Source organism: Bacillus sp. FJAT-50079, from assembly GCF_018343515.1.
GTDB lineage: Bacteria > Bacillota > Bacilli > Bacillales > Bacillaceae_C > Lederbergia.
Genome location: NZ_JAGYPD010000005.1, coordinates 483,958 through 503,783 on the forward strand (window position 1 = coordinate 483,958; position 19,826 = coordinate 503,783).

Below are 19,826 nucleotides of genomic sequence, written 5' to 3' on the forward strand. Positions count from 1 at the left end.
CCTTGGCACCGCCCGAATGTTATCGAATTTGAACAGAATAACTATTTTTGATTTGTAGTTTATGTTCTCCCGATCCGAAAACGAGACTTTCTGTAAAACCGCTCTCGTCATAGTGATCAACTTCCACAGCCTCGTTCCCAGAAGCCATTGCTGCTTTTTCCTTTTTCCAATCTTTCCCTTCCAATTGTTGGATGTTAATCGCTTCGATTAATACATTCGCATGATCAGCTACATCAAGTGTTACATAACTCATATCCGCAATCGCCCAATCTGCTTTTAACTCTCGCGGGTTGATCGTTATGTTATTTCCCCCATTGACTTCAAGCTTTACATTTGCAGGTATGAGTACCGTCGCTTCTAATTGACCACCATTATGCATGTGCATAAATCGGCCTGTTGGCATCTGCTTCAGTTTCATGTATAGAGTATCCCCTTGTTTTTCAATTAGGGCATAATCAGAGACCTCTTCGATCGAACTAGCTCCCTTTTGCATGCTTCCCCAATATGTTCCAAATATAACTGCTTCGTTTCCAGTAGATGCCTCGATATTGACAGTATATGAACCTGGTTCGATGACCACTCGTTGAATATCAGCCGTCAGTTGCTCTTCATATTTTGGCAAATCAATTGTTCGTTCTTCGGCACTGACAAATTGCTTCGATAGTTCAAGCACCCCTGTTGTTTGTAAAACAGCCATTCCAAGACCAACTGTACCAATTAAACCGATAAATAGAATGCTAATAAAATCATACTTCACTTGCTGTTCTTCATTCTTTTTCATTCCTAAGTAGAAAAGGATTTCTATTCCAAGAATAATGAAGAGAACAGGCCACCATGAAACCATCGCAATCGCTGGGTCCCATTTTAACACTTCTACTAAAAGAAGGAATACACCAAGCAACACAAGGGCTGCTCCCATTGAAAAAGAACCTACTCGCCATGTCCTCATTCTTCTTCACCTTCTCTTTCTATTTGCTTTGTCTTATTCCCCATTAACAGCTTCATTCCCCCGATGATAAAGAGTAGGCAAATAATTCCCGTTTGGAAATAGCGATAAATCCAATATTGAATATCAATATTAAAAAAGCTATCAATAAACGGGCTTACAGCTGGCAACAAAATATTCGTCGTTAAGTAATATAGTCCAAAGGCAATGAGCCCGATCCCAATCCAGCGTTGATGATTAATGAAATATGATACGAGCGGCTCATCCTCAATCGGTCCCGCATCCGCCCGCGATGCCTTTTGCAAACCGTCAAAAAAGCTATAAAACCAAATGATCGGGATCACAAATAGGAAGATGCCTAACCGCAATACATCGAGAATATAAATGGAAAAGAGAAAGGCAGCCATGAGCTGAACGCCGCGTTTTTGCAATCCTAAATATAAATGACCGGCACCTGGGATAATCGAAAGCAATGTCGCAAATGTTTTGCTTTTCTTGCCTTCTGAACCACGGTTTTCAAAGTCATCAAAAATCGAACGATCGACTAATTGTTCACCTTTATTTTTTCGTTCAAGTTGTTTCATTGCGTCAAAAAAGCTATAAATCCAAATGATTGGCAATGATGCAAGGAAAATAAGAAATTCGCTGCGATGCGTTAATGCCGTTACAAACAAAATCATAATCGCTAGCCCGATAAACGTAGCAAGCAAGGTCATCCCACGATACACGAGACCAAGTTGAAAATGTCCAAGCCCTGGGATAAAGGAAAGAACGATCGTGAAGAAGCGTTCAGATTCCGGATTTTTCTCTATGACTGCTTCGTTGCCTGGATTTTTCGCTTGATTATAAAGCTTAGAAGCTGTTACAGCCGTATCGATAAAGTTAACGATGTAAAGAAGGACACCACCTAAGGCAAATACCGTAAATACATCATTGTATGATATTCCCGCAATAATAAACGAGAAAATCGGAATCCCAAATACAGTTGCGGTATAGAAAAGCCCACGTAATACTTTGCCGAGGTACATTAAACCTCCACCCGGAAAAAATGCGAGCAAAAATGCAATAATCGGATTTTTATTCATTTGTCATCCCCCTTGTTTAGATTATGTTCAAACTGATCAATGATCGAAATTGAGTTATTTAAAAATGCATGGACAAATGACTGTTCTTGTTCATGCTCTTGTTTTTCAAATTCACTAGCGACATTCATTAACTGTGAAAAAACGCCTGTTGACATAAGCAATAATGTCATCGCCGCGGCCAATGCATAATGAATGAACGTCTGTTTCCTTCTTATTTCCGGCTTTTTCTTTTTAGCCGGAGGATCGATTTGCTTCATAATTGCATCCGTGAAATCCGTTGGTGCTGGCAGCGATGGCATCTGGGCTTCATTCACTTCTACTGCTTGTAAATATAATTCCAAACAGTCGTCGCAGCTATATAGATGGTTTTCATATTCCACACGTGTTTGTTCATCAAGATTGTCTTGTACATATTGAAGCCAATTATCTAATGTCATATGCTTCATGAAAAATCATCCTCCTTCCAGTGCTTCTTCATCCACTGCCTTGCTCGATATAATTTCACTTCAATTGATTTCGGTAAAACATTTTCTTCTTCCGCAAGCTCTTTAAACGTTTTGTCTTGAAAATAAAAGCCTTTTACAACTCCGCGATAGTTTTCCGGCAGCTCTTCGATTTTGTCCCGAAGAATTTGTTGCTTTTCTTTTTTTATAATCAGCCATTCCGTGCTTGCCGTCGGCTCGGCATGGAATTCCTCATATTCAATTTGTTCATCTTCTTTTCTTCTAATCTTTTTCCGCTTTATATCTATCGCATGATTCACCGCAATCCTCGTAATCCATGTTTTTAACCCTTGCTTCTCGTATTTGGGGAGAGAAGTATAGATTTTCATGAACACTTCCTGTGCGGCATCCTCTGCATCTTTTTCATTCCTGAGTACGCCATATGTAGAATAGAATACCGTGTTCCGATATTTTTCTACTAATAGGCGAAATGCATGATCGTTGCCTTGTAATATTTTATCGATGAGCGCTTCATCCAATCCTTCTCTCCCCCCTTTCAAACCTGCATCTATATAGACGTAAAGCTTTTCTAAAAACACTACACCATACTATAACATTTTTTCTTCATCATTTTTCAAATCCATAGTCTAGGAGAGAAATCGAATCACTCCATACCGTCTCCTTGCCAGAATTAAGTACAACAGCAACAAGCTTCCTTCCATGTCTTTCAGCCGATGAAGCTAAACAATACCCGGCTTGATCGGTAAATCCAGTTTTTAATCCGGTCGCCCCATCATAGAAATAAGGGCTTGCCGAGTTAAGCAATTGATTTCGATTCATATACGTATGGCTTTCAGTTGCAATTTTTTCCTGGCTAACGATCTGATCAATTTCAACGTGATGCCTCGCCTCTTTAGCAATGAGCGCCATATCGCCCGCTGTCGAGTAATGATTTGGATCATGCAATCCATGCGGGTTCGTAAAATGAGAATGTGTTGCGCCTATTTCTTGAGCCTTCTCATTCATTAATTGGGAAAAATAATGAATCGCTTCGTCGGGAGAGCGTTGTTCACCAAGCTCCTTTTGCGCAATATAAACGGCTAGTGATCTTGCTGCGTCATTTCCCGATTGAAGGAGCATCGCGGCTAATAACTCTTCCACCGTTAAAGCTTGTCCTTCAAATAAGCCCGCACGAGCTTCTTGATCCACGCTTAAGTAAACCTCTTCCCCAACGATCACTTGTTCATCCATCGTACTTTTATCTAAAGCGACTAACGCCGTTAATAATTTGGTCGTACTAGCTGGATAAAGCTTCATCTGTTTGTTTTTCGCAAATAAGATTTCACCTGTGTCTTCATCTATAATGACAGCTGCCTCAGCATCGATTTTCACCTGCGCTGGTTGGATGGCAAACATAATTGCATCTTTATAAAAAAATAAAACTCCGATCATCAATAATATAAATAGAAACACTCTTGTTTTCTTCACTTTCATTCACCTCTTACATATAGACGTGCTTTATTTCTATATCCCTACACTTTTGTTAAAATGGAAAGGAGATCTGACTTGAATAAAACCATTTTATCCGTCGGAATAGTGGTTGTAATAACGAGTCTCCTCGGCAATTATCTATTTTTCGCAAAGAATCAATTAGATGAACCGATTTTTTTACAACATTACTATGAGCGGCCATTTATGGAAGAAATGACGATCGATCTTCATTATATTAAGAACCGATATTCGGATAGAGAAATGGATATTGCTTGGGTAACCATTCCCGGATTGGATGTAATGCTGATTCCTGAATATGAATATACGATTCAAGCGTATACACATTATGAGTATAAAGTAGTACGACTGTCGTTTCCAGATGAGATCGAAACAAAGATTGATGATCGATTGGAATTCGATGAATTAACGGTTTTCTTTACGGACGGGGAAACGAAAACACTTCGTGACAATAAACTGATCCTTTATAAGCAAGAAGATGAGGCGCCTTTTGAGTGGATGGGTGGTGGGGGTTCGAGTGATAACGATGGATTTCAAAGGATCAAAGCCGAAGAAAACATTACCTTGATTGGGTTACAAACACCATATAAAGAAGAGCTACCTTCAACGATATCACTTACGTTAAATGATGAGCAACTGAATCTTAAAGATCCTGAACAGGATTTCTTCCCCATTTCATTTGCAAAAGGTGATGATCTTTCTCTTACCTATCGATTCTCTTTCGACGATAATGATATGAATCGCTTAAATGTATATAACCTAGATATTAATTTTTTGGGAAAGAATGAGAACGGAGAACATTTCGTGAAAACCGCTGTACCTATTTTTTACCAACCATACATCAGCGAAAAAGAAATGAGAGATTTGGTACGGGAGGCTAAAAAATGATCGATATGCCAAAGGTCATCAATCGAATCTTTTGGGGGCTTATGCTTGTATTGCTCGATATAAATATTGTTTTTATTGACCTATTGCCAGACTTTATCGGCTATTTGCTCATTGCCTCTGCATTAGGGGAACTGCAGCCATTTTCAAAGGCTTTTTTAAAAGCGAAAGTAACTGCATTTTTATTAGCGATCCTAGCGATTCCATATTTACTCGTACCACAAATAAATATATTAGAAGAAATACAGCCATCCCTTGGCATTATGCTCACCAATACGATCTATCACTTATTGCATATTGTATTTATTTTTTATTTATTGCATGGGTTTATTGATTTGGCCAAAAACAGAAAACTCCCATGGATGGAAAAGAAAACAAATTCACGAGGAACCTTTTATATGATCGTTTCGCTTGCAAGCGCTACGGCTGTGAACTTTATTTTTAATGTTGCGGACACCACGATATATTTTCTGCTCATTACCACGTCAATTGCAACATTTATCGCTGAGATTTCGCTCCTCGTTCTCATTCGCGATTTTCGCGGTCAATTTCTTAGTATGAATGCTGATGGTAAAAGACAATATTGGGCCAAACCAAATGAGTATGAAAACAGCTGAGAATAAAAATCTTCGCTGTTTTTTATTTTTTGTAGTGATTTGGGCTTTTGCCTCGTCTAATAGAGTAGCAATGTAAAAAGGTGGGAAAAACAGTGATTGAAGTAAAACAAGTAAGCCATGCATTTGAGATTGGAAAGAAGGGACAAAAAAATAGGATTCCTGTTCTGGAAAATATCTCTTTTACGGTCGATAAAGGAGAAATCGTCACGATTGTTGGCCGGAGCGGGTCGGGAAAATCTACCCTGCTTAATATTATTAGCGGATTTATCAAACCGAAAGAGGGCGAGGTTTGGATCGATGGAACGAAGGTTAGTGATTTGAATGAATCAAAATTCGCTGACTTTCGCTTGAAGCATCTCGGATTTATTTTCCAAAACTTTCAGCTCATCCCTAGTATGACGGCTTTTCAAAATGTGGAGCTGCCGCTTGTCCTTAAAGGTATGGATGAGCAAAGCCGAAAAATGCAAGTCGATGAAACGCTGGCAAAGGTTGGTTTATTGGAATATAAGGAGCATTATCCGAGCGAACTTTCTGGCGGGCAGCAACAGCGTGTCAGCATTGCTCGCGCTCTCGTTGTCAATCCCCCGCTTATTTTGGCTGATGAGCCGACGGGAAGTCTTGATAGTGAAACAGAAACAGAGCTGCTTGAGTTTATTCGAAAATTAAATAGTGAACTTGGCATTACGTTTCTTATTATTACTCATGATGAAAAAGTAGCAAATATCGGGAACCGCACGATTGAAATTGCGGACGGAAAAGTGTTGGAGGGTATTATACGATGACGTTTAAAGATCAATTCCGCTTTGTTAGACAAAATATGAAGAAAAATAAAATGCGGCTCTTTATGACGATTTTAGCGACAGCGATTGGCTGCACGTTCCTAATTGTTTTAGCTTCGGTCGGTTTTGGCCTTCATAAATCTATTATTAAAGATCGGATGGAAGATCAGCTTATTACACAGATTGAGGTTCATGGTCGAACAGATGATGCTGGCGAGTATTACGGATTGACCGATAAAGATATTGAGCATTTTGAGTCGATAGAACATGTAAAAGCAGTAACACGAAGAAAATCCGTCGAACAAACGCCTCTATTTATTACCGAGGATTATAGTACTTCTGCTCAAACGTTTGTGACCGATTTTCCTTCTGAAATCAAGGCAGGCTTTAAGCTTTCTGAAGGACGTCTCCCAGAAAAAGATGATGAAATCATTGTAGGACACCATTTTCAAGAATTTTTATCAAAAGAAATTGGCGAGGGCGATGATCCGTATAAGGAAGACGGATCATTGAAAGAGGAATTTGCATATAGCGGGGATGTAGTTGGAAAAACGTTTGATATGAAGGTCGTGAAGATGGAGTCTGGTGAAGAAACGTCGAAAACGATCCCTGTTACAATCGTTGGAGTTGCTGATGCACCTGGTAGAGAATGGATGAAAGATACAACTGTGTTCATCTCACCTTCTGTAATGAAAAAGATTGAAGACTTCACGGGCAATATCGGCGGCTATCCCGAGCCTTTAGGTGAAGATCATGCTGCGAATAACGAGAGTGAGCGTTATTATGATCAAGTAAAAGTGTACGCAGATGATGTTCAAGCTGTCACTGGGATCGTTGATCAATTAAAAGCAGAGCAATATTTTACCTATTCGATCGTAAGTGAAATGAAACAAATCAATATGATGTTCACGATTATGAAAATCGGTTTATTGTTTATCGGAACGATCGCTCTGCTCATCGCATCAATCGGTATTTATAATACGATGACAATGGCGGTCACCGAGCGAGCCCCAGATATTGGGATCATGAAAGCAATCGGCGCAAATCCGAAAACGATTCGTAATGTATTTTTACTCGAAAGCAGTTATATTGGCTTTCTCGGTGCAGTATTTGGAACGATTGTTGCCTATGGAATTAGCTATCTCGTCAATTTTGCTTTACCGTTCGTTGTGCAAAGCATCTTTGATGAGAAGATGCCCGAAGGAATTGTCCTTTCTTATATCCCGTTATCGCTCACTGCCATTAGTGTATCCATTTGTTTGATCGTCACGATTTTTTCCGGCTGGCGACCAGCAGAACGCGCTACAAAGGTAGACGTTTTACAGGCAATGCGAAGAGAAATATAATAACAAAAATGGATGCTGAACTGTTTTCGGCATCCATTTTTCATTAAAATAATTCGACACCTCTTTTTTCAAGAAATTGAAGCGACTCCGATAATATATCTGCATCAATTTGATACACCTCTTGAACGAGAGTTGCCCACTTGTTTATATCATTCATTTTGATTTCACTAATGTTGCGAAAGGTCATTACTTTCAACACGCCATTTCGCAAATAAAAACATTGATGCCCATTGAAGCGAACGGCTGTCACCCGTCTCATCGTAATATTGTCATCACTATCTTCATAAGAGGTACGAATGTCTGCTTTAATATCCGCTTCAGCGAGCGGAATCCAATGAATCACTTTTTTTACAAAAGACTTTCCATTGGCCCGACGATCAATTTCATACTCGTCCGTACTTAATCTTGTAATGATGATTTCTTCACCAAATCCGTGCATCATATGGCGGCGCTTTGATTCAAGCTCCAATGGCTTCATAATCGGTGACCCGTAACCTACATCGACATAAAACTTTTTATTCTGGAATTCAACCATGATAGCCAAATGCCCCGGTTCCACTCGGACGAAAGAACATTCAAAATCAAGTTCGGCAAGTAATCTGGCAAAATTCATATTTAACGTAAAACATGTCCCACCCCACCCTTTATCAAGCAAATTTTGAATAAACACTGGCAATGGCGGAATATAACCAGGGGCGAGACTGTAATAATGGAATTTACTAAATGATTCATACGGAATGAGTGAAAGCTGGTGCTGAATCAGACGTTGCAAATAATTTAAGCTCGGTTTCTCGCGATCAAGTCGTAAATATTTTAAATATGCGTTAACAACTTGTTCCATTGATAAAGCACTCCCCCTTCACGTTTCTTTGTCAATATTATACAACATTTTTACGGAATTTGTCGGCGATCCGATTACATTTCGTACATGGCAATTGTTTTCGTGCTAAACATGCGAGAGAAGCGTGACAATTTTGCCATGTTGGATGACCGGATAAACGAATTCGCGAGACATTTACATGAAAGTTGGTACTGAAGCCAAATTCGAAGTAATTTACGAGCCACTTGATCAGATTTACAAGCCACTTTGTATGGTTTACAAGCCGGTTTACGTAGTTTATAAGCCACTTTGACATTTTTACAAGCCACTTAAGCCGGACACAAATCATCCATTCAATCTACTTTGTTTCTTCAATTCTTTTTTGCAGATCACTAATAGAAAGTTCATATGTTTGGGTTTTAAGCTTTCCGGAAGTTGGTAACTTGAGAGAACGAAGTAGTTTAGAAGAAACAGATGGGGTGAGATGAAGAAATTCACTACATTGCTTGCGAGATATTGTTGAACCTATGAGCAAGCAGTAATCTAGCAATGCCCGCAAATGAGCGGTTTTACTTATTCCATTGCAATTGGTACATAGCCATGCATGTCCATATTTTTGTACAGTGAAATTTTTGCAGTTCTCGCACTGAATACCTGTAATCAGCTCTTCTTTATTTATCAGAAACTTATCCAATATGTTAGGATCATCTGGAGTATGCAATTTCAATAAAATACGTGCTAACTTATTCAGTTGCTTTTTCTCCATTATGTCCCGTCGATTTCTTTCTGATAGAATGGCAACTCTCTGCCTTATAACCAAAGGACGGATTACTTTCTCAGCAATTGCTCGATATTGAGGATTAGGGATAATTGTAGAATTTTGATTTGTGAAAACAACAAATGAATATGCAGGCAATTTAATATTCATGTGCGACTCAATTAAATTTTGAAGATGATATTGTTGATTTGCTACTTGATCAATTGGATTGGAATAACTATTTTTCGTTTCACCCAATGTTCTTTCCATTTGATTTGGATCAATGTAGATGTCTCCACTAATATTTTTAGCTTCGAAAATGATGAATTGACGTTGAGACAGAAAGAGGATATCGATTTGAAAGAAAGATCCATTAGGAAGAGGAAGGCGTAGATTTTGGAAGATAAAATGTCCCTTTTCGGTAATTTGAGCGATGTAATAATCCAATGCTTTTTCGCCTCTTATACCAGCCTGACGAGCGCCTAAATCCGCTTCAATTTGTTCCCGTATTGCATGGTCTTGCAAGAGTCTCCTTAATAAAGCTTCCAATTTCAGAACCCGATACGGAATATCTCTATATTTTTTTATCAAAGTACCACCTCTTTTTATATGATACACATTTATTTCTACAAAATAGAACAAAATCCTCCCCTTTTCTGAATTTAGTAATAATGATCTTGAAAACTTGTTTTAAACGCTAAAATTATTAGTTTGTGTGCTTATATTCGGGCAAATAATGTGAATAACAAGTCGTCTTCTTATATTTACAAGCCACTTAGTTCAATTTACAAGCCGCTAACCTAGATATACAAGCGACTATCCCATATTTATAAGCTACTATGAGCGATTTACAAGCCAACTCAATTTTTCATTCTACTTGCGGTGAATCCCATATAACGAGAAAAAAATCCAACATCACCGTACATACGGCAATGTTGGATTTTCATATTTATCGCTTATCAATTTCTTGCTTAAGTAACTTGTTAACCATTGGAGGGTTTGCTTGTCCTTTGGTTGCTTTCATGATTTGACCGACGAGGAAGCCGAGTGCGCGTCCTTTACCGTTTTTGTAATCTTCGATGGATTGAGCGTTAGCATCTAAGATTTCATTCACGATCGGAACAAGGGCACTTTCGTCAGAGATTTGGACGAGACCTTTTTCTTTGACAATTGTTGCTGCGTCTCCGCCGTTTTCAATCAATTCACGGAACACTTTCTTGGCAATTTTTGATGAAATCGTGCCATCTTCAATAAGTTTGATCATACCAGCAAGTCCAGCAGGTGTTAATGCAACTTCATGCAATTCCTTTTGCTCGGAATTCAAGTATGCAGACACATCCCCCATGAGCCAGTTCGATGCTTGCTTAGCGTCCGCACCTTCAGCTACAACCGCTTCAAAATAATCGGACATTTGCTTCGTCAATGTTAGTACCATTGCGTCATATGCAGGAAGTCCTAATTCTTCGATATAGCGCTTCTGACGTACGTCTGGCAGCTCTGGAATTTCGGCGCGAATCCGCTCTTTCCACTCATCGTCAATAATTAGATGAACAAGATCTGGTTCAGGGAAATAGCGATAATCATCGGCTGTTTCCTTCACTCGCATCAAAATTGTTTCGCCTGTCGCTTCGTCAAAGCGGCGTGTTTCTTGCTCGATGATTCCGCCGGAAAGAAGAACCTTTTCCTGACGCTTTTCTTCAAACTCAAGGCCGCGGCGCACGAAGTTAAAGGAGTTTAAGTTTTTCAACTCTGCCTTTGTACCGAATTCTTCTTGTCCAATTGGACGGAGTGAAATGTTCGCATCACAACGTAGTGACCCTTCTTCCATTTTCACATCGGAAACGCCTGTAAATAAAACGATCGATCTTAGTTTTTCTAAAAATGCATACGCTTCAGCAGGTGTACGAATATCTGCCTCTGAAACAATTTCAATGAGCGGCGTGCCAGCACGGTTTAAGTCAACGAGTGAATATCCTTCATCTGTATGCGTTAATTTTCCAGCATCTTCTTCAAGATGGACACGGTTAATACGAATTTTCTTTTTCACGCCATCGACTTCAATTTCTACCCAGCCATGCTCACCGATTGGTTTATCATCTTGGGAGATTTGGTATGCCTTCGGGTTATCCGGGTAAAAGTAGTTTTTACGGTCAAATTTCGTTTCAGTTGCAATCTCACAGTTCAGCGCCATTGCTGCTTTCATTCCGTATTCAACCGCTCGCTTGTTTAATACAGGCAACACACCTGGGTACGCGAGGTCAATGACCGTTGTATTTGTATTCGGTTCAGCCCCGAAATGATTCGGTGCTGGTGAAAATATTTTTGAATCGGTTTTTAATTCTACGTGGACTTCAAGTCCAATGACTGTTTCAAAATTCATCTCATCTCACCCCTTACAATTGTGGTTTGTTCGCATGGAAATTAGTTGCTTGCTCAAATGCATGTGCAACGCGTAAAATCGTTTGTTCGTCAAAATGGTTACCGATAATTTGTAAACCAAGTGGAAGACCATCCGCTAAACCGGCAGGAACAGAAATACTTGGTACCCCAGCTAAGTTTACTGGAATCGTTAGCAAATCGCCCGCATACATCGTCATTAAGTCATCCATCGCTTCACCAATTTTATATGCCGTTGTTGGTGTCGTTGGTCCAATGACCACATCATATTTTTCAAACACTTGATCAAAATCTTGCTTAATGAGCGTTCTTGCTTGCTGAGCTTTTTTATAGTAAGCATCATAGTAGCCTGAGCTTAATGCGAACGTACCAAGCATGATCCGGCGTTTTACTTCGTCTCCAAATCCTTCAGAGCGTGTCTTTTTATATAATTCCATCAAGTTCTTCGGATTCGGTGTGCGATAGCCGTAACGTACGCCGTCAAAACGAGCAAGGTTTGCGGAAGCCTCAGAAGATGCAACTAAGTAATAAGCGGCAACGCCGTATTTAGAATGTGGTAGAGATACTTCCTCCCATGTTGCTCCTAATCCTTCAAGAACTTTTAACGCATCTAATACCGCTTGACGAGATGCCTCACTCACACCTTCGCTTAAATACTCTTTCGGTACAGCAATTTTCAGCCCTTTAATATCGCCTGTTAAGCCCGATACATAGTTAGGTACTTCTTTGTCTACTGTCGTTGAATCAGCTGGGTCAGCACCTGCAATGGTCTGTAACACTAACGCATTATCCTCAACTGTACGTGTAATCGGTCCTACAACGTCTAATGAAGAAGCAAAAGCAACAACACCGTAACGGGAAACACGTCCATAAGTTGGCTTAAGACCTACAACCCCACAAAAGGCTGCTGGTTGGCGAATTGAGCCGCCTGTATCTGTTCCAAGTGCAAATGGAAGCTGGCCAGCTGCAACAGCTGCCGCAGATCCACCGGAAGAACCGCCAGGAACACGATCTAAATCCCACGGGTTTCTTGTTAGTTGAAAAGCAGATGTTTCTGTCGTTGAGCCCATCGCAAACTCATCTAAGTTTGCTTTTCCGATTGTAATTGCATTTGCATCATTTAACTTATTCATAACTGTCGCATTATAAATCGGATCAAAGTTTTCGAGCATTTTACTTGCACATGTTGTTCTCAAGTTTTGCGTAACGATATTATCTTTAATCGCAGCAGGGATCCCAAAAAGAGGATGATCTCCTACTTTTCCATCCATTTCTTTCGCTTTATTGCGTGCATTTTCTTCATCGAGTGTAAGAAATGCCTTCACTTTACCGTCGACTTCATTGATCCGTTTGAAAGACTCATCAACAAGATCAGAAACCGAAATTTCTTTTTTATGTAATAGCTCATGTAAATCAGCAATTTTATGATCAAATAAAGACATATGATCCCCTCCTTATTCTATAATTGTTGGAACTTTAATTAAACCGTCTTGATGATCTGGTACGTTTTTCATTACTTGTTCAATCGGCAAGCCTTCTGTTACAACGTCCTCTCTCATCACATTTTTTTGATTAAAAACATGTGTAGTCGGTTCAATATTCGCCGTATCTAATTGATTGAGCGTTTCAGCCATCTCAATCATTTGAGCGAGTTCCTTTGTAAACTTTTCCGCTTCCCCATCATTTATTTCAAGTCGAGCTAGATTGGCAACATGTAGTACTTGTTCCTTTGAAATTCCTGACATTTTTCTCCACACCTCCATGATTTGTCGAACCTTGCAATACTATTGATAATATCAGAAAAAGGTGAGAAAACGCAAGAATGACAAGCATATTGCCCTTTCGCCATTCTTGCATATCTCCTAATAAATATGGACATATGGTTCCTTTTCGCCAGCCTTTTTAACGATCAATGCTTCCGCGCCATTTACCGAAGAAATATTAACATCTACATTAATATAATCTGGCATATGGTCCATGACGAGAGAAGTCGCCCATTGCGTGAAACCAATAACTTCCGTCTCTCCGAAAAATTGAATCGTAATGTCAATCGTCAAATTAATGAGTTGATCATTTTTATAAAAGGCTCGGCCAATAATTCCATTATAATTTGGGAAATATTTCTCGATATCATCCTTAAATCTCATGAAAAACGCGACATCTTTCGGATGCTGTTGCTCCGCTTCAGATGTATTTAAAATAAGATATTTTTCATCGATATTTTTCCAATCGCCAAGTGATGAACCATTACTTGCGTGTGAATAGGCAAAAAAGGTTCCTGGGGCAATCGTATTTCGTCCCTTTTGCTCAAAAAGAGCAATTGTAATTGGAATATCGCCTACCTCTTCCATTGCACGTAGACGTGCATACACTTCCTGTGCCATTTTCTTGCCTTCCTCAACAAGCTTTTCATGAGGAATATCCATTTCAAATGTAGCGCCATATTTTTCCTTTTGGTAATAATGAACAGAATTTAATGCAAGTCCGATCACGATTCCGCCAAGCTTAACCGTATTTTCACTTTTCACTAAATAATCATGTTCTAAAATATGTGCCAAGTAAATCGGGTTCTTTGTATTTTGTTCCTCTACGCTTCCTTCTCCATCATTGAGCGGATTTAGCCCGACATTATCCTTTTCGGATAGTTTTCGTTCTGCCAATTGCTCTTCCGTATATTTTCGATTAAGCCAAGATGAAACAGTATCGCGATCCAATACTTGCCCTTCTTGAAACACATACTCATCTGGAGAAAAATTTTCCTTCGCTACTCTTAATAATCCTTTTTCAAATTCGTCAATGTCATATTTTGAATAAAGATTAGAAACAACCATCCCTCTTGTTTTACTTGTAATTGGATCGGAGGAAACGATCGAACGATAATAAGAATCCGAAATTTGATAGCTCGGAATAATTGATGTTTCTTCTAATTCTTCTTTTTCTTGGACAACTTCATTATTTCCCTCAAAGGCCGGAAGACATCCAGTCAGGAGGGTGACCGCAAGCAGCGGAATGAGCCATTTTTTCACGCTGTATACCACCTTTATAAGGATGTTCAAAAGTCCGGTAAAAATGACACATCGAAATTCTTCGTTCGCGAAAGCAGAACTTCCATTAAAACCGCCCACGTCCTGTGGACAACACGGAAGTCTCGTACATCCTGTACAAGCCTGCAGCACCGCCTCGAACTTCTCAGTCCTTTTTATCCTCCTTTTTGAACACGCACCTTTATTGTTCGAGTTCGCCAAGTAACCTCTCTTCATCCCATACTTCAATTTCAAGTTCATGGGCTTTCGTTAACTTGGATCCGGCATCTGCGCCAGCAATGACGAGATCCGTTTTCTTGCTTACACTTCCAGATACTTTCCCGCCTAAAGCTTCAATTTGTTTTTTCGCTTCATTTCGACTTAATTTTTCTAGCTTGCCAGTTAGAACGATTGTTTTCCCGTTAAATGGGGAAACGATATTCTCCACTTCTGATCGCCTAATACCAAGATAATTCATATTCACTCCGGCTGCTTTTAGCTCCTCGATTAACTGTTCCACCTCTTCATTATCGAAAAATGTATGAATCGAATCAGCCATCTTTTCGCCAATTTCCGGAACTTCCAGCAATTCCTCTTCCGTCGCCGCTTTGATTCGATCGATCGTTTCGAAATGTTCGGCGAGTGTTTTCGCAGCACCAGCCCCGACATGACGAATGCCAAGACCAAATAGCAATTTCTCTAATGAGTTGGATTTTGAGTTTTCAATGGATTGGAGCAAGTTTGAAACCGATTTTTCCCCCATTCGTTCGAGCTCAAGTAATTGTTCTTTCTTCAAAAAATAAAGATCTGCAACATCGCGCACGAGCTCATGGGCAAATAATTGACCGATTACTTTTTCCCCAAACCCTTCAATATTCATTGCGTTGCGAGAAACGAAATGAATTAGGCTTTCACGGATTTGTGCCGGACATTTCGGGTTCACACAGCGCAGTGCGACTTCGCCTTCCAGTCTGACTACTTCGCTGTTGCATTCCGGGCAATGTTCAGGCATTGCATAAGGCAGTTCTTCTCCCGTTCTGCGCTCTTCGATAACACTGACCACCTCAGGAATGATGTCTCCAGCCTTACGAATAACGACCGAGTCTCCAATCCGGATATCTTTTTCTTTAATTAAATCTTCATTATGAAGGGAAGCCCTTTGGACGGTTGTACCTGCTACCCGAACCGGTTCAAGAATAGCCGTCGGAGTTATTACCCCGGTTCTTCCAACACTTAATTCAATATCGATGAGCTTTGTCACCACTTCTTCAGCTGGGAACTTAAACGCCGTTGCCCAGCGTGGGGTTTTTGCTGTTGCACCGAGTTGCTCCTGCTCGTCGAGTGAATCAATTTTGATGACAATTCCATCAATCTCATAATCTAACGCTTGACGATTGCTCTTCCATTCCTCGACATATTCGAGGACCTCCTCGATTGAGGTGCATAATCGTCGCTGCTTATTTACTTTTAAACCGAGCTTTTCTAATAAATCTAGACCCGAACTATGTGTCGTTACACCAGTTGTTCCATAATCACCGATTCCATAAAGGAAAATATCAAGGTTTCTTGAAGCCGCAATCCGCGGATCAAGCTGGCGCAGAGAACCTGCCGCCGCGTTTCTCGGGTTCGCAAACAGCATTTCTCCATTTTCTTCTCTCATTTGATTCAGTTGCTCAAATGATTTCTTTGGCATATATACTTCTCCACGCACTTCAAGTGAAAATGGTTGACGTAGGCGCAACGGAATCGAGCGGATCGTTTTTAAGTTAGCTGTTATATCCTCGCCAATCTCCCCATCGCCTCGCGTTGATCCTTTCACAAATAAACCATCTTCATAACGTAGAGAAACAGCAAGTCCATCGATTTTCAATTCGCAAACATACGTAAATTCCTCACCGATTGCTTGGCGAATCCGACGATCAAAATCACGTAAATCGGCTTCGGAAAAAGCATTGGCAAGGCTGAGCATCGGTGTTTCATGGGTCACTTTTTCAAACGCGGCTAATGCTTCACCACCAACACGTTGTGTCGGAGAATCTGGAGTCACTAATTCCGGATACTTTGTTTCTAATTCAACTAATTGCTGCATAAGCCGATCATATTCCGCATCGGGGACGGATGGTTGATCAAGCACATAATACTCATAATTATATTTATTTAATACATTGTGCAGTTCTTTCAGCTGCTTTTCTACTTCATTCATGGATACAGCCCTTTCTACACTTTTTTAATCGGAGCAAATTCTGCCAATAGCCGCTTGATTCCCGTTGGACTTGGGAATGCAATATCGAGTTCAATACTATTTGCCTCGCCTTTCACACTGACAACCGTTCCGATTCCCCATTTATTATGCTCCGCTTTGTCCCCAACTTTCCATGCTGCTGTTCCAGCACCTGGACTCGCCGTTTGTGTCGGTCTCACTACCGGTCTGTTTCGTCTCAATCCTCCTGAGGCGAAACTTGTTGATGGCGTACGTCGTTTTTCCTCATTTGCCGACTCGATTAATTCTTCCGGAATCTCATTAATAAAACGGGAAACTGGATTCATATTCGTTCGTCCAAATAGTGTTCTCATTTGTGCATTCGTTATATACAGCTCTTCTTCTGCACGTGTAATACCGACATAAGCTAACCTGCGCTCTTCTTCCATTTCTTCCTCTTCCATAAGCGAGCGGCTATGTGGGAAAACTCCCTCTTCCATCCCGATTAAAAAGACGACAGGGTATTCTAATCCTTTCGCTGAATGGAGGGTCATTAGCGTGATCGCTTCTCCAGGTGTGCCATCTTCATCAAGCTTATCAATATCGGCGACGAGTGCTAAGTCTGTTAAAAATGCAATTAAGCTCTTATCATCACTGCCATCTTCAAAGCTTTTCGTCACTGAGAGAAATTCATTGATGTTCTCTAGCCTACTTTCCGCTTCTAAAGACTTTTCAGCAAGTAACATTTCTTTATAACCAGATTTCTCGATCACTTCTTCAACTAATTCCGTCACCGAAAGAAATTCCTGCATTTGTGTGTAATTTTTGATTAAACCATGAAATGCAGCTGCCGCATTCGCTGCTCTTCCTGTTAATCCGACAAAATCAATTTCATTTAACGCCTGAAATAATGAAATATCATGGTCTTGCGCATAATTAGCAATTTTGTCGATCGACGTCGCACCAATTCCACGTTTTGGGACATTAATTGCTCTTTGCAAGCTAATGTCATCATCGGGATTGGCAATTAACCGTAAATAAGCGAGCAAGTCTTTAATTTCTTTTCGATCATAGAACTTTGTTCCACCAACGATGTTGTATTCAATATTTGACTTTAAGAGCACTTCCTCAATCACACGTGACTGGGCGTTTGTTCGATATAAAACAGCAAAGTCTGAGAGCGCACGCTTCCCGCTGCGGATCAATTCTTGAATTTTCCCTGTGACAAATTGAGCTTCCGTTTGTTCACCATCTGCCCGATAATAAACAATCTTTTGTCCTTCATCATTGTCCGTCCATAAGTTTTTCGGTTTGCGGTTAAAGTTATTTTGAATCACTTCATTTGCAGCCTGAAGAATCTTTTTCGTTGATCGATAATTTTGCTCCAAAATAATCATTTGTGCGTTTGGATAATCTTTTTCAAACGATAAAATATTGGCGATATCGGCACCACGCCAGCGATAGATCGACTGATCGGAATCACCGACGACACATAGATTTTTCAAACGCATCGCAAGCAATTTTACAAGCATGTACTGCGCGCGGTTCGTATCCTGATACTCGTCGACATGAATGTATTGAAATTTACGCTGATAAAATTCCAGCACTTCCGGCACACGTTCAAAAAGCTGGATCGTTATCATAATAAGATCATCAAAATCAAGTGCGCTATTTCTGCGCAGACGTTTTTGATATTCTGTATACACATCACTAATCACTTGCCCATAATAGCCGCCTGATTGTCTCGCATATTCCTCCGCCGTAATGAGTTCGTTTTTCGCGCTGCTAATCGAACCGAGAATCGCCCTTGGTTCAAATTTTTTCGGATCGATGTTTTTGTCTTTTAAAATATTTCTAATGACCGATAATTGATCAGTCGTATCGAGAATCGTAAAATTTCGGTTGTACCCAAGCCGATCAATATCACGGCGTAAAATCCGAACACACATCGAGTGGAACGTAGAAATCCAGACATCTTCCGCTGCGCCACCCATAATTTGTCTAATCCGTTCCTTCATTTCTCGTGCCGCTTTATTCGTAAATGTAATAGCTAAAATATTGTACGGATTCACACCTTTTTCGACCATTAAATAGGCAACACGATGTGTTAACACACGTGTTTTTCCACTTCCGGCCCCAGCCATAATTAATAGAGGACCGTCCGTCGTTTTGACGGCCTCCTTCTGCTCAGAATTTAATCCTTCAAGGAGACGATCTGATAAAAAATTCACGGACTTAACCACCTTCCAAGAACGTTTGTTCCATTATATCTTATTTCCTTTTGACTGTCAGTTGTTTTTCACTGCATCTACGGTCCGCAATGCCGCTTTCAAGTCTTCATATACAATATTGCCAACGACAATCACATCCGCATATTGCCCCATTTCCCTCGCTTGATCAGCCGTCGCAATTCCGCCACCATAAAACAAAGTTGTATTCGTAAGCTGGTCTTTTACTTCTTTTACGAGCGTAGGGTTTCCATATGTGCCGCTATATTCTAAGTAAAAAATCGGCAAACGAAACATGTTCTCTGCCATCATCGCATAGGCAATCACATCTTCATCATCGATATCTGTCATTGCATTCGTCAGCTTTGCTACTTTACAATCATCATTCAAAATACAATAACCTTCAATGACCATTTCATTCCAATCAATCAATTCACCGTATTCTTTCATTGCTTCATGGTGCAAGCCAGTAATCCAGCGAGTGTCTTTACTGTTTAATACTGTCGGGATAAAATACAAATCAAATCCAGGCGTAATTGACTCAATATTACTTACTTCTAATACGCATGGAACCGTATATCTACGAACCCTGGCCATTACATTCAATACCTTTTCAAGTGTGATTCCATCAGTCCCGCCAACAATGATCGCATCAGTACCAGATTCACAAACAAGCTCAAGGTCTCTATCTGAAATTTCCTTATTCGGATCTAATTTAAAGGCATGTCGCCATTGCCTCACATCGTACATATTCGCTTTATCCTCCATTCTCAATTCCATACACCATTATA

Annotated in this window: 18 protein-coding genes; 4 read left to right on the top strand and 14 right to left on the bottom strand. The window is 40.2% G+C overall.

Annotated features, from left to right (window positions below; all coding sequences use genetic code 11):
• Window positions 1-19: 19 nt before the first annotated feature.
• The 5 genes from KHA95_RS15965 to KHA95_RS15985 form a co-directional block, all read right to left on the bottom strand.
• The gene (locus KHA95_RS15965; RefSeq protein ID WP_213138510.1) at window positions 20-949 is read right to left on the bottom strand and encodes a hypothetical protein; all 930 of its coding nucleotides are present in this window, start codon (window positions 947-949) and stop codon (window positions 20-22) included.
• Complete coding sequence (locus KHA95_RS15970) at window positions 946-2,031, bottom strand: hypothetical protein (RefSeq protein WP_213138511.1); 1,086 nt, start codon at window positions 2,029-2,031, stop codon at window positions 946-948. Before KHA95_RS15970 ends, KHA95_RS15965 begins: the two co-directional genes overlap by 4 nt.
• Entirely contained in the window at window positions 2,028-2,477 is a 450-nt protein-coding gene (locus KHA95_RS15975) for an anti-sigma factor family protein (RefSeq protein ID WP_213138513.1), read from the bottom strand. Before KHA95_RS15975 ends, KHA95_RS15970 begins: the two co-directional genes overlap by 4 nt.
• Entirely contained in the window at window positions 2,474-3,013 is a 540-nt protein-coding gene (locus tag KHA95_RS15980; protein ID WP_213138514.1) for an RNA polymerase sigma factor, read from the bottom strand. The genes KHA95_RS15975 and KHA95_RS15980 overlap by 4 nt, the downstream gene beginning before the upstream one ends.
• A gap of 88 nt (window positions 3,014-3,101) precedes the next feature.
• Window positions 3,102-3,962 (bottom strand): D-alanyl-D-alanine carboxypeptidase family protein, encoded by an 861-nt coding sequence (locus KHA95_RS15985; protein WP_481748450.1) that lies wholly within the window; start codon window positions 3,960-3,962, stop codon window positions 3,102-3,104.
• 78 nt (window positions 3,963-4,040) lie between these two features.
• On the opposite strand from KHA95_RS15985, the gene KHA95_RS15990 reads away from it, so the two are divergent.
• From KHA95_RS15990 to KHA95_RS16005, 4 genes are all read left to right on the top strand, one after another.
• Window positions 4,041-4,871 carry a hypothetical protein gene (locus tag KHA95_RS15990; protein WP_213138517.1) on the top strand — a complete coding sequence of 277 codons (831 nt, stop codon included), beginning with the start codon at window positions 4,041-4,043 and terminating at the stop codon, window positions 4,869-4,871.
• A complete protein-coding gene (locus KHA95_RS15995; RefSeq protein WP_213138518.1) occupies window positions 4,868-5,485 on the top strand; it encodes a hypothetical protein in 618 nt (205 codons plus the stop codon). The genes KHA95_RS15990 and KHA95_RS15995 overlap by 4 nt, the downstream gene beginning before the upstream one ends.
• A gap of 92 nt (window positions 5,486-5,577) precedes the next feature.
• Window positions 5,578-6,267, top strand: a complete 690-nt coding sequence (locus KHA95_RS16000) for an ABC transporter ATP-binding protein (protein WP_213138519.1) — start codon at window positions 5,578-5,580, stop codon at window positions 6,265-6,267.
• Window positions 6,264-7,610 (top strand): ABC transporter permease, encoded by a 1,347-nt coding sequence (locus KHA95_RS16005; RefSeq protein ID WP_213138520.1) that lies wholly within the window; start codon window positions 6,264-6,266, stop codon window positions 7,608-7,610. The genes KHA95_RS16000 and KHA95_RS16005 overlap by 4 nt, the downstream gene beginning before the upstream one ends.
• 43 nt (window positions 7,611-7,653) lie before the next feature.
• On the opposite strand, the gene KHA95_RS16010 is transcribed toward KHA95_RS16005, so the two are convergent.
• The 9 genes from KHA95_RS16010 to pcrB form a co-directional block, all read right to left on the bottom strand.
• Window positions 7,654-8,451, bottom strand: a complete 798-nt coding sequence (locus KHA95_RS16010) for an arylamine N-acetyltransferase (RefSeq protein ID WP_213138522.1) — start codon at window positions 8,449-8,451, stop codon at window positions 7,654-7,656.
• Between the two features lie 337 nt (window positions 8,452-8,788).
• Entirely contained in the window at window positions 8,789-9,829 is a 1,041-nt protein-coding gene (locus tag KHA95_RS16015; RefSeq protein ID WP_213138524.1) for a nuclease-related domain-containing protein, read from the bottom strand.
• Window positions 9,830-10,136: 307 nt separating this feature from the next.
• Window positions 10,137-11,567: an Asp-tRNA(Asn)/Glu-tRNA(Gln) amidotransferase subunit GatB gene (gene gatB / locus KHA95_RS16020; protein WP_213138525.1), complete on the bottom strand. Its 1,431-nt coding sequence runs from the start codon at window positions 11,565-11,567 to the stop codon at window positions 10,137-10,139.
• Between the two features lie 13 nt (window positions 11,568-11,580).
• The gene (gene gatA, locus KHA95_RS16025; RefSeq protein ID WP_213138527.1) at window positions 11,581-13,026 is read right to left on the bottom strand and encodes an Asp-tRNA(Asn)/Glu-tRNA(Gln) amidotransferase subunit GatA; all 1,446 of its coding nucleotides are present in this window, start codon (window positions 13,024-13,026) and stop codon (window positions 11,581-11,583) included.
• 12 nt (window positions 13,027-13,038) lie between these two features.
• Window positions 13,039-13,329 carry an Asp-tRNA(Asn)/Glu-tRNA(Gln) amidotransferase subunit GatC gene (gatC, locus tag KHA95_RS16030; protein ID WP_213138528.1) on the bottom strand — a complete coding sequence of 97 codons (291 nt, stop codon included), beginning with the start codon at window positions 13,327-13,329 and terminating at the stop codon, window positions 13,039-13,041.
• A gap of 117 nt (window positions 13,330-13,446) precedes the next feature.
• Window positions 13,447-14,610, bottom strand: a complete 1,164-nt coding sequence (locus tag KHA95_RS16035; RefSeq protein WP_213138529.1) for a CamS family sex pheromone protein — start codon at window positions 14,608-14,610, stop codon at window positions 13,447-13,449.
• Window positions 14,611-14,809: 199 nt separating this feature from the next.
• Entirely contained in the window at window positions 14,810-16,810 is a 2,001-nt protein-coding gene (gene ligA, locus KHA95_RS16040; RefSeq protein ID WP_213138530.1) for an NAD-dependent DNA ligase LigA, read from the bottom strand.
• A gap of 14 nt (window positions 16,811-16,824) precedes the next feature.
• Window positions 16,825-19,038 carry a DNA helicase PcrA gene (gene pcrA / locus KHA95_RS16045; protein ID WP_213138531.1) on the bottom strand — a complete coding sequence of 738 codons (2,214 nt, stop codon included), beginning with the start codon at window positions 19,036-19,038 and terminating at the stop codon, window positions 16,825-16,827.
• Between the two features lie 57 nt (window positions 19,039-19,095).
• Complete coding sequence (pcrB, locus tag KHA95_RS16050; protein WP_213138591.1) at window positions 19,096-19,785, bottom strand: heptaprenylglyceryl phosphate synthase; 690 nt, start codon at window positions 19,783-19,785, stop codon at window positions 19,096-19,098.
• Window positions 19,786-19,826: the final 41 nt, after the last annotated feature.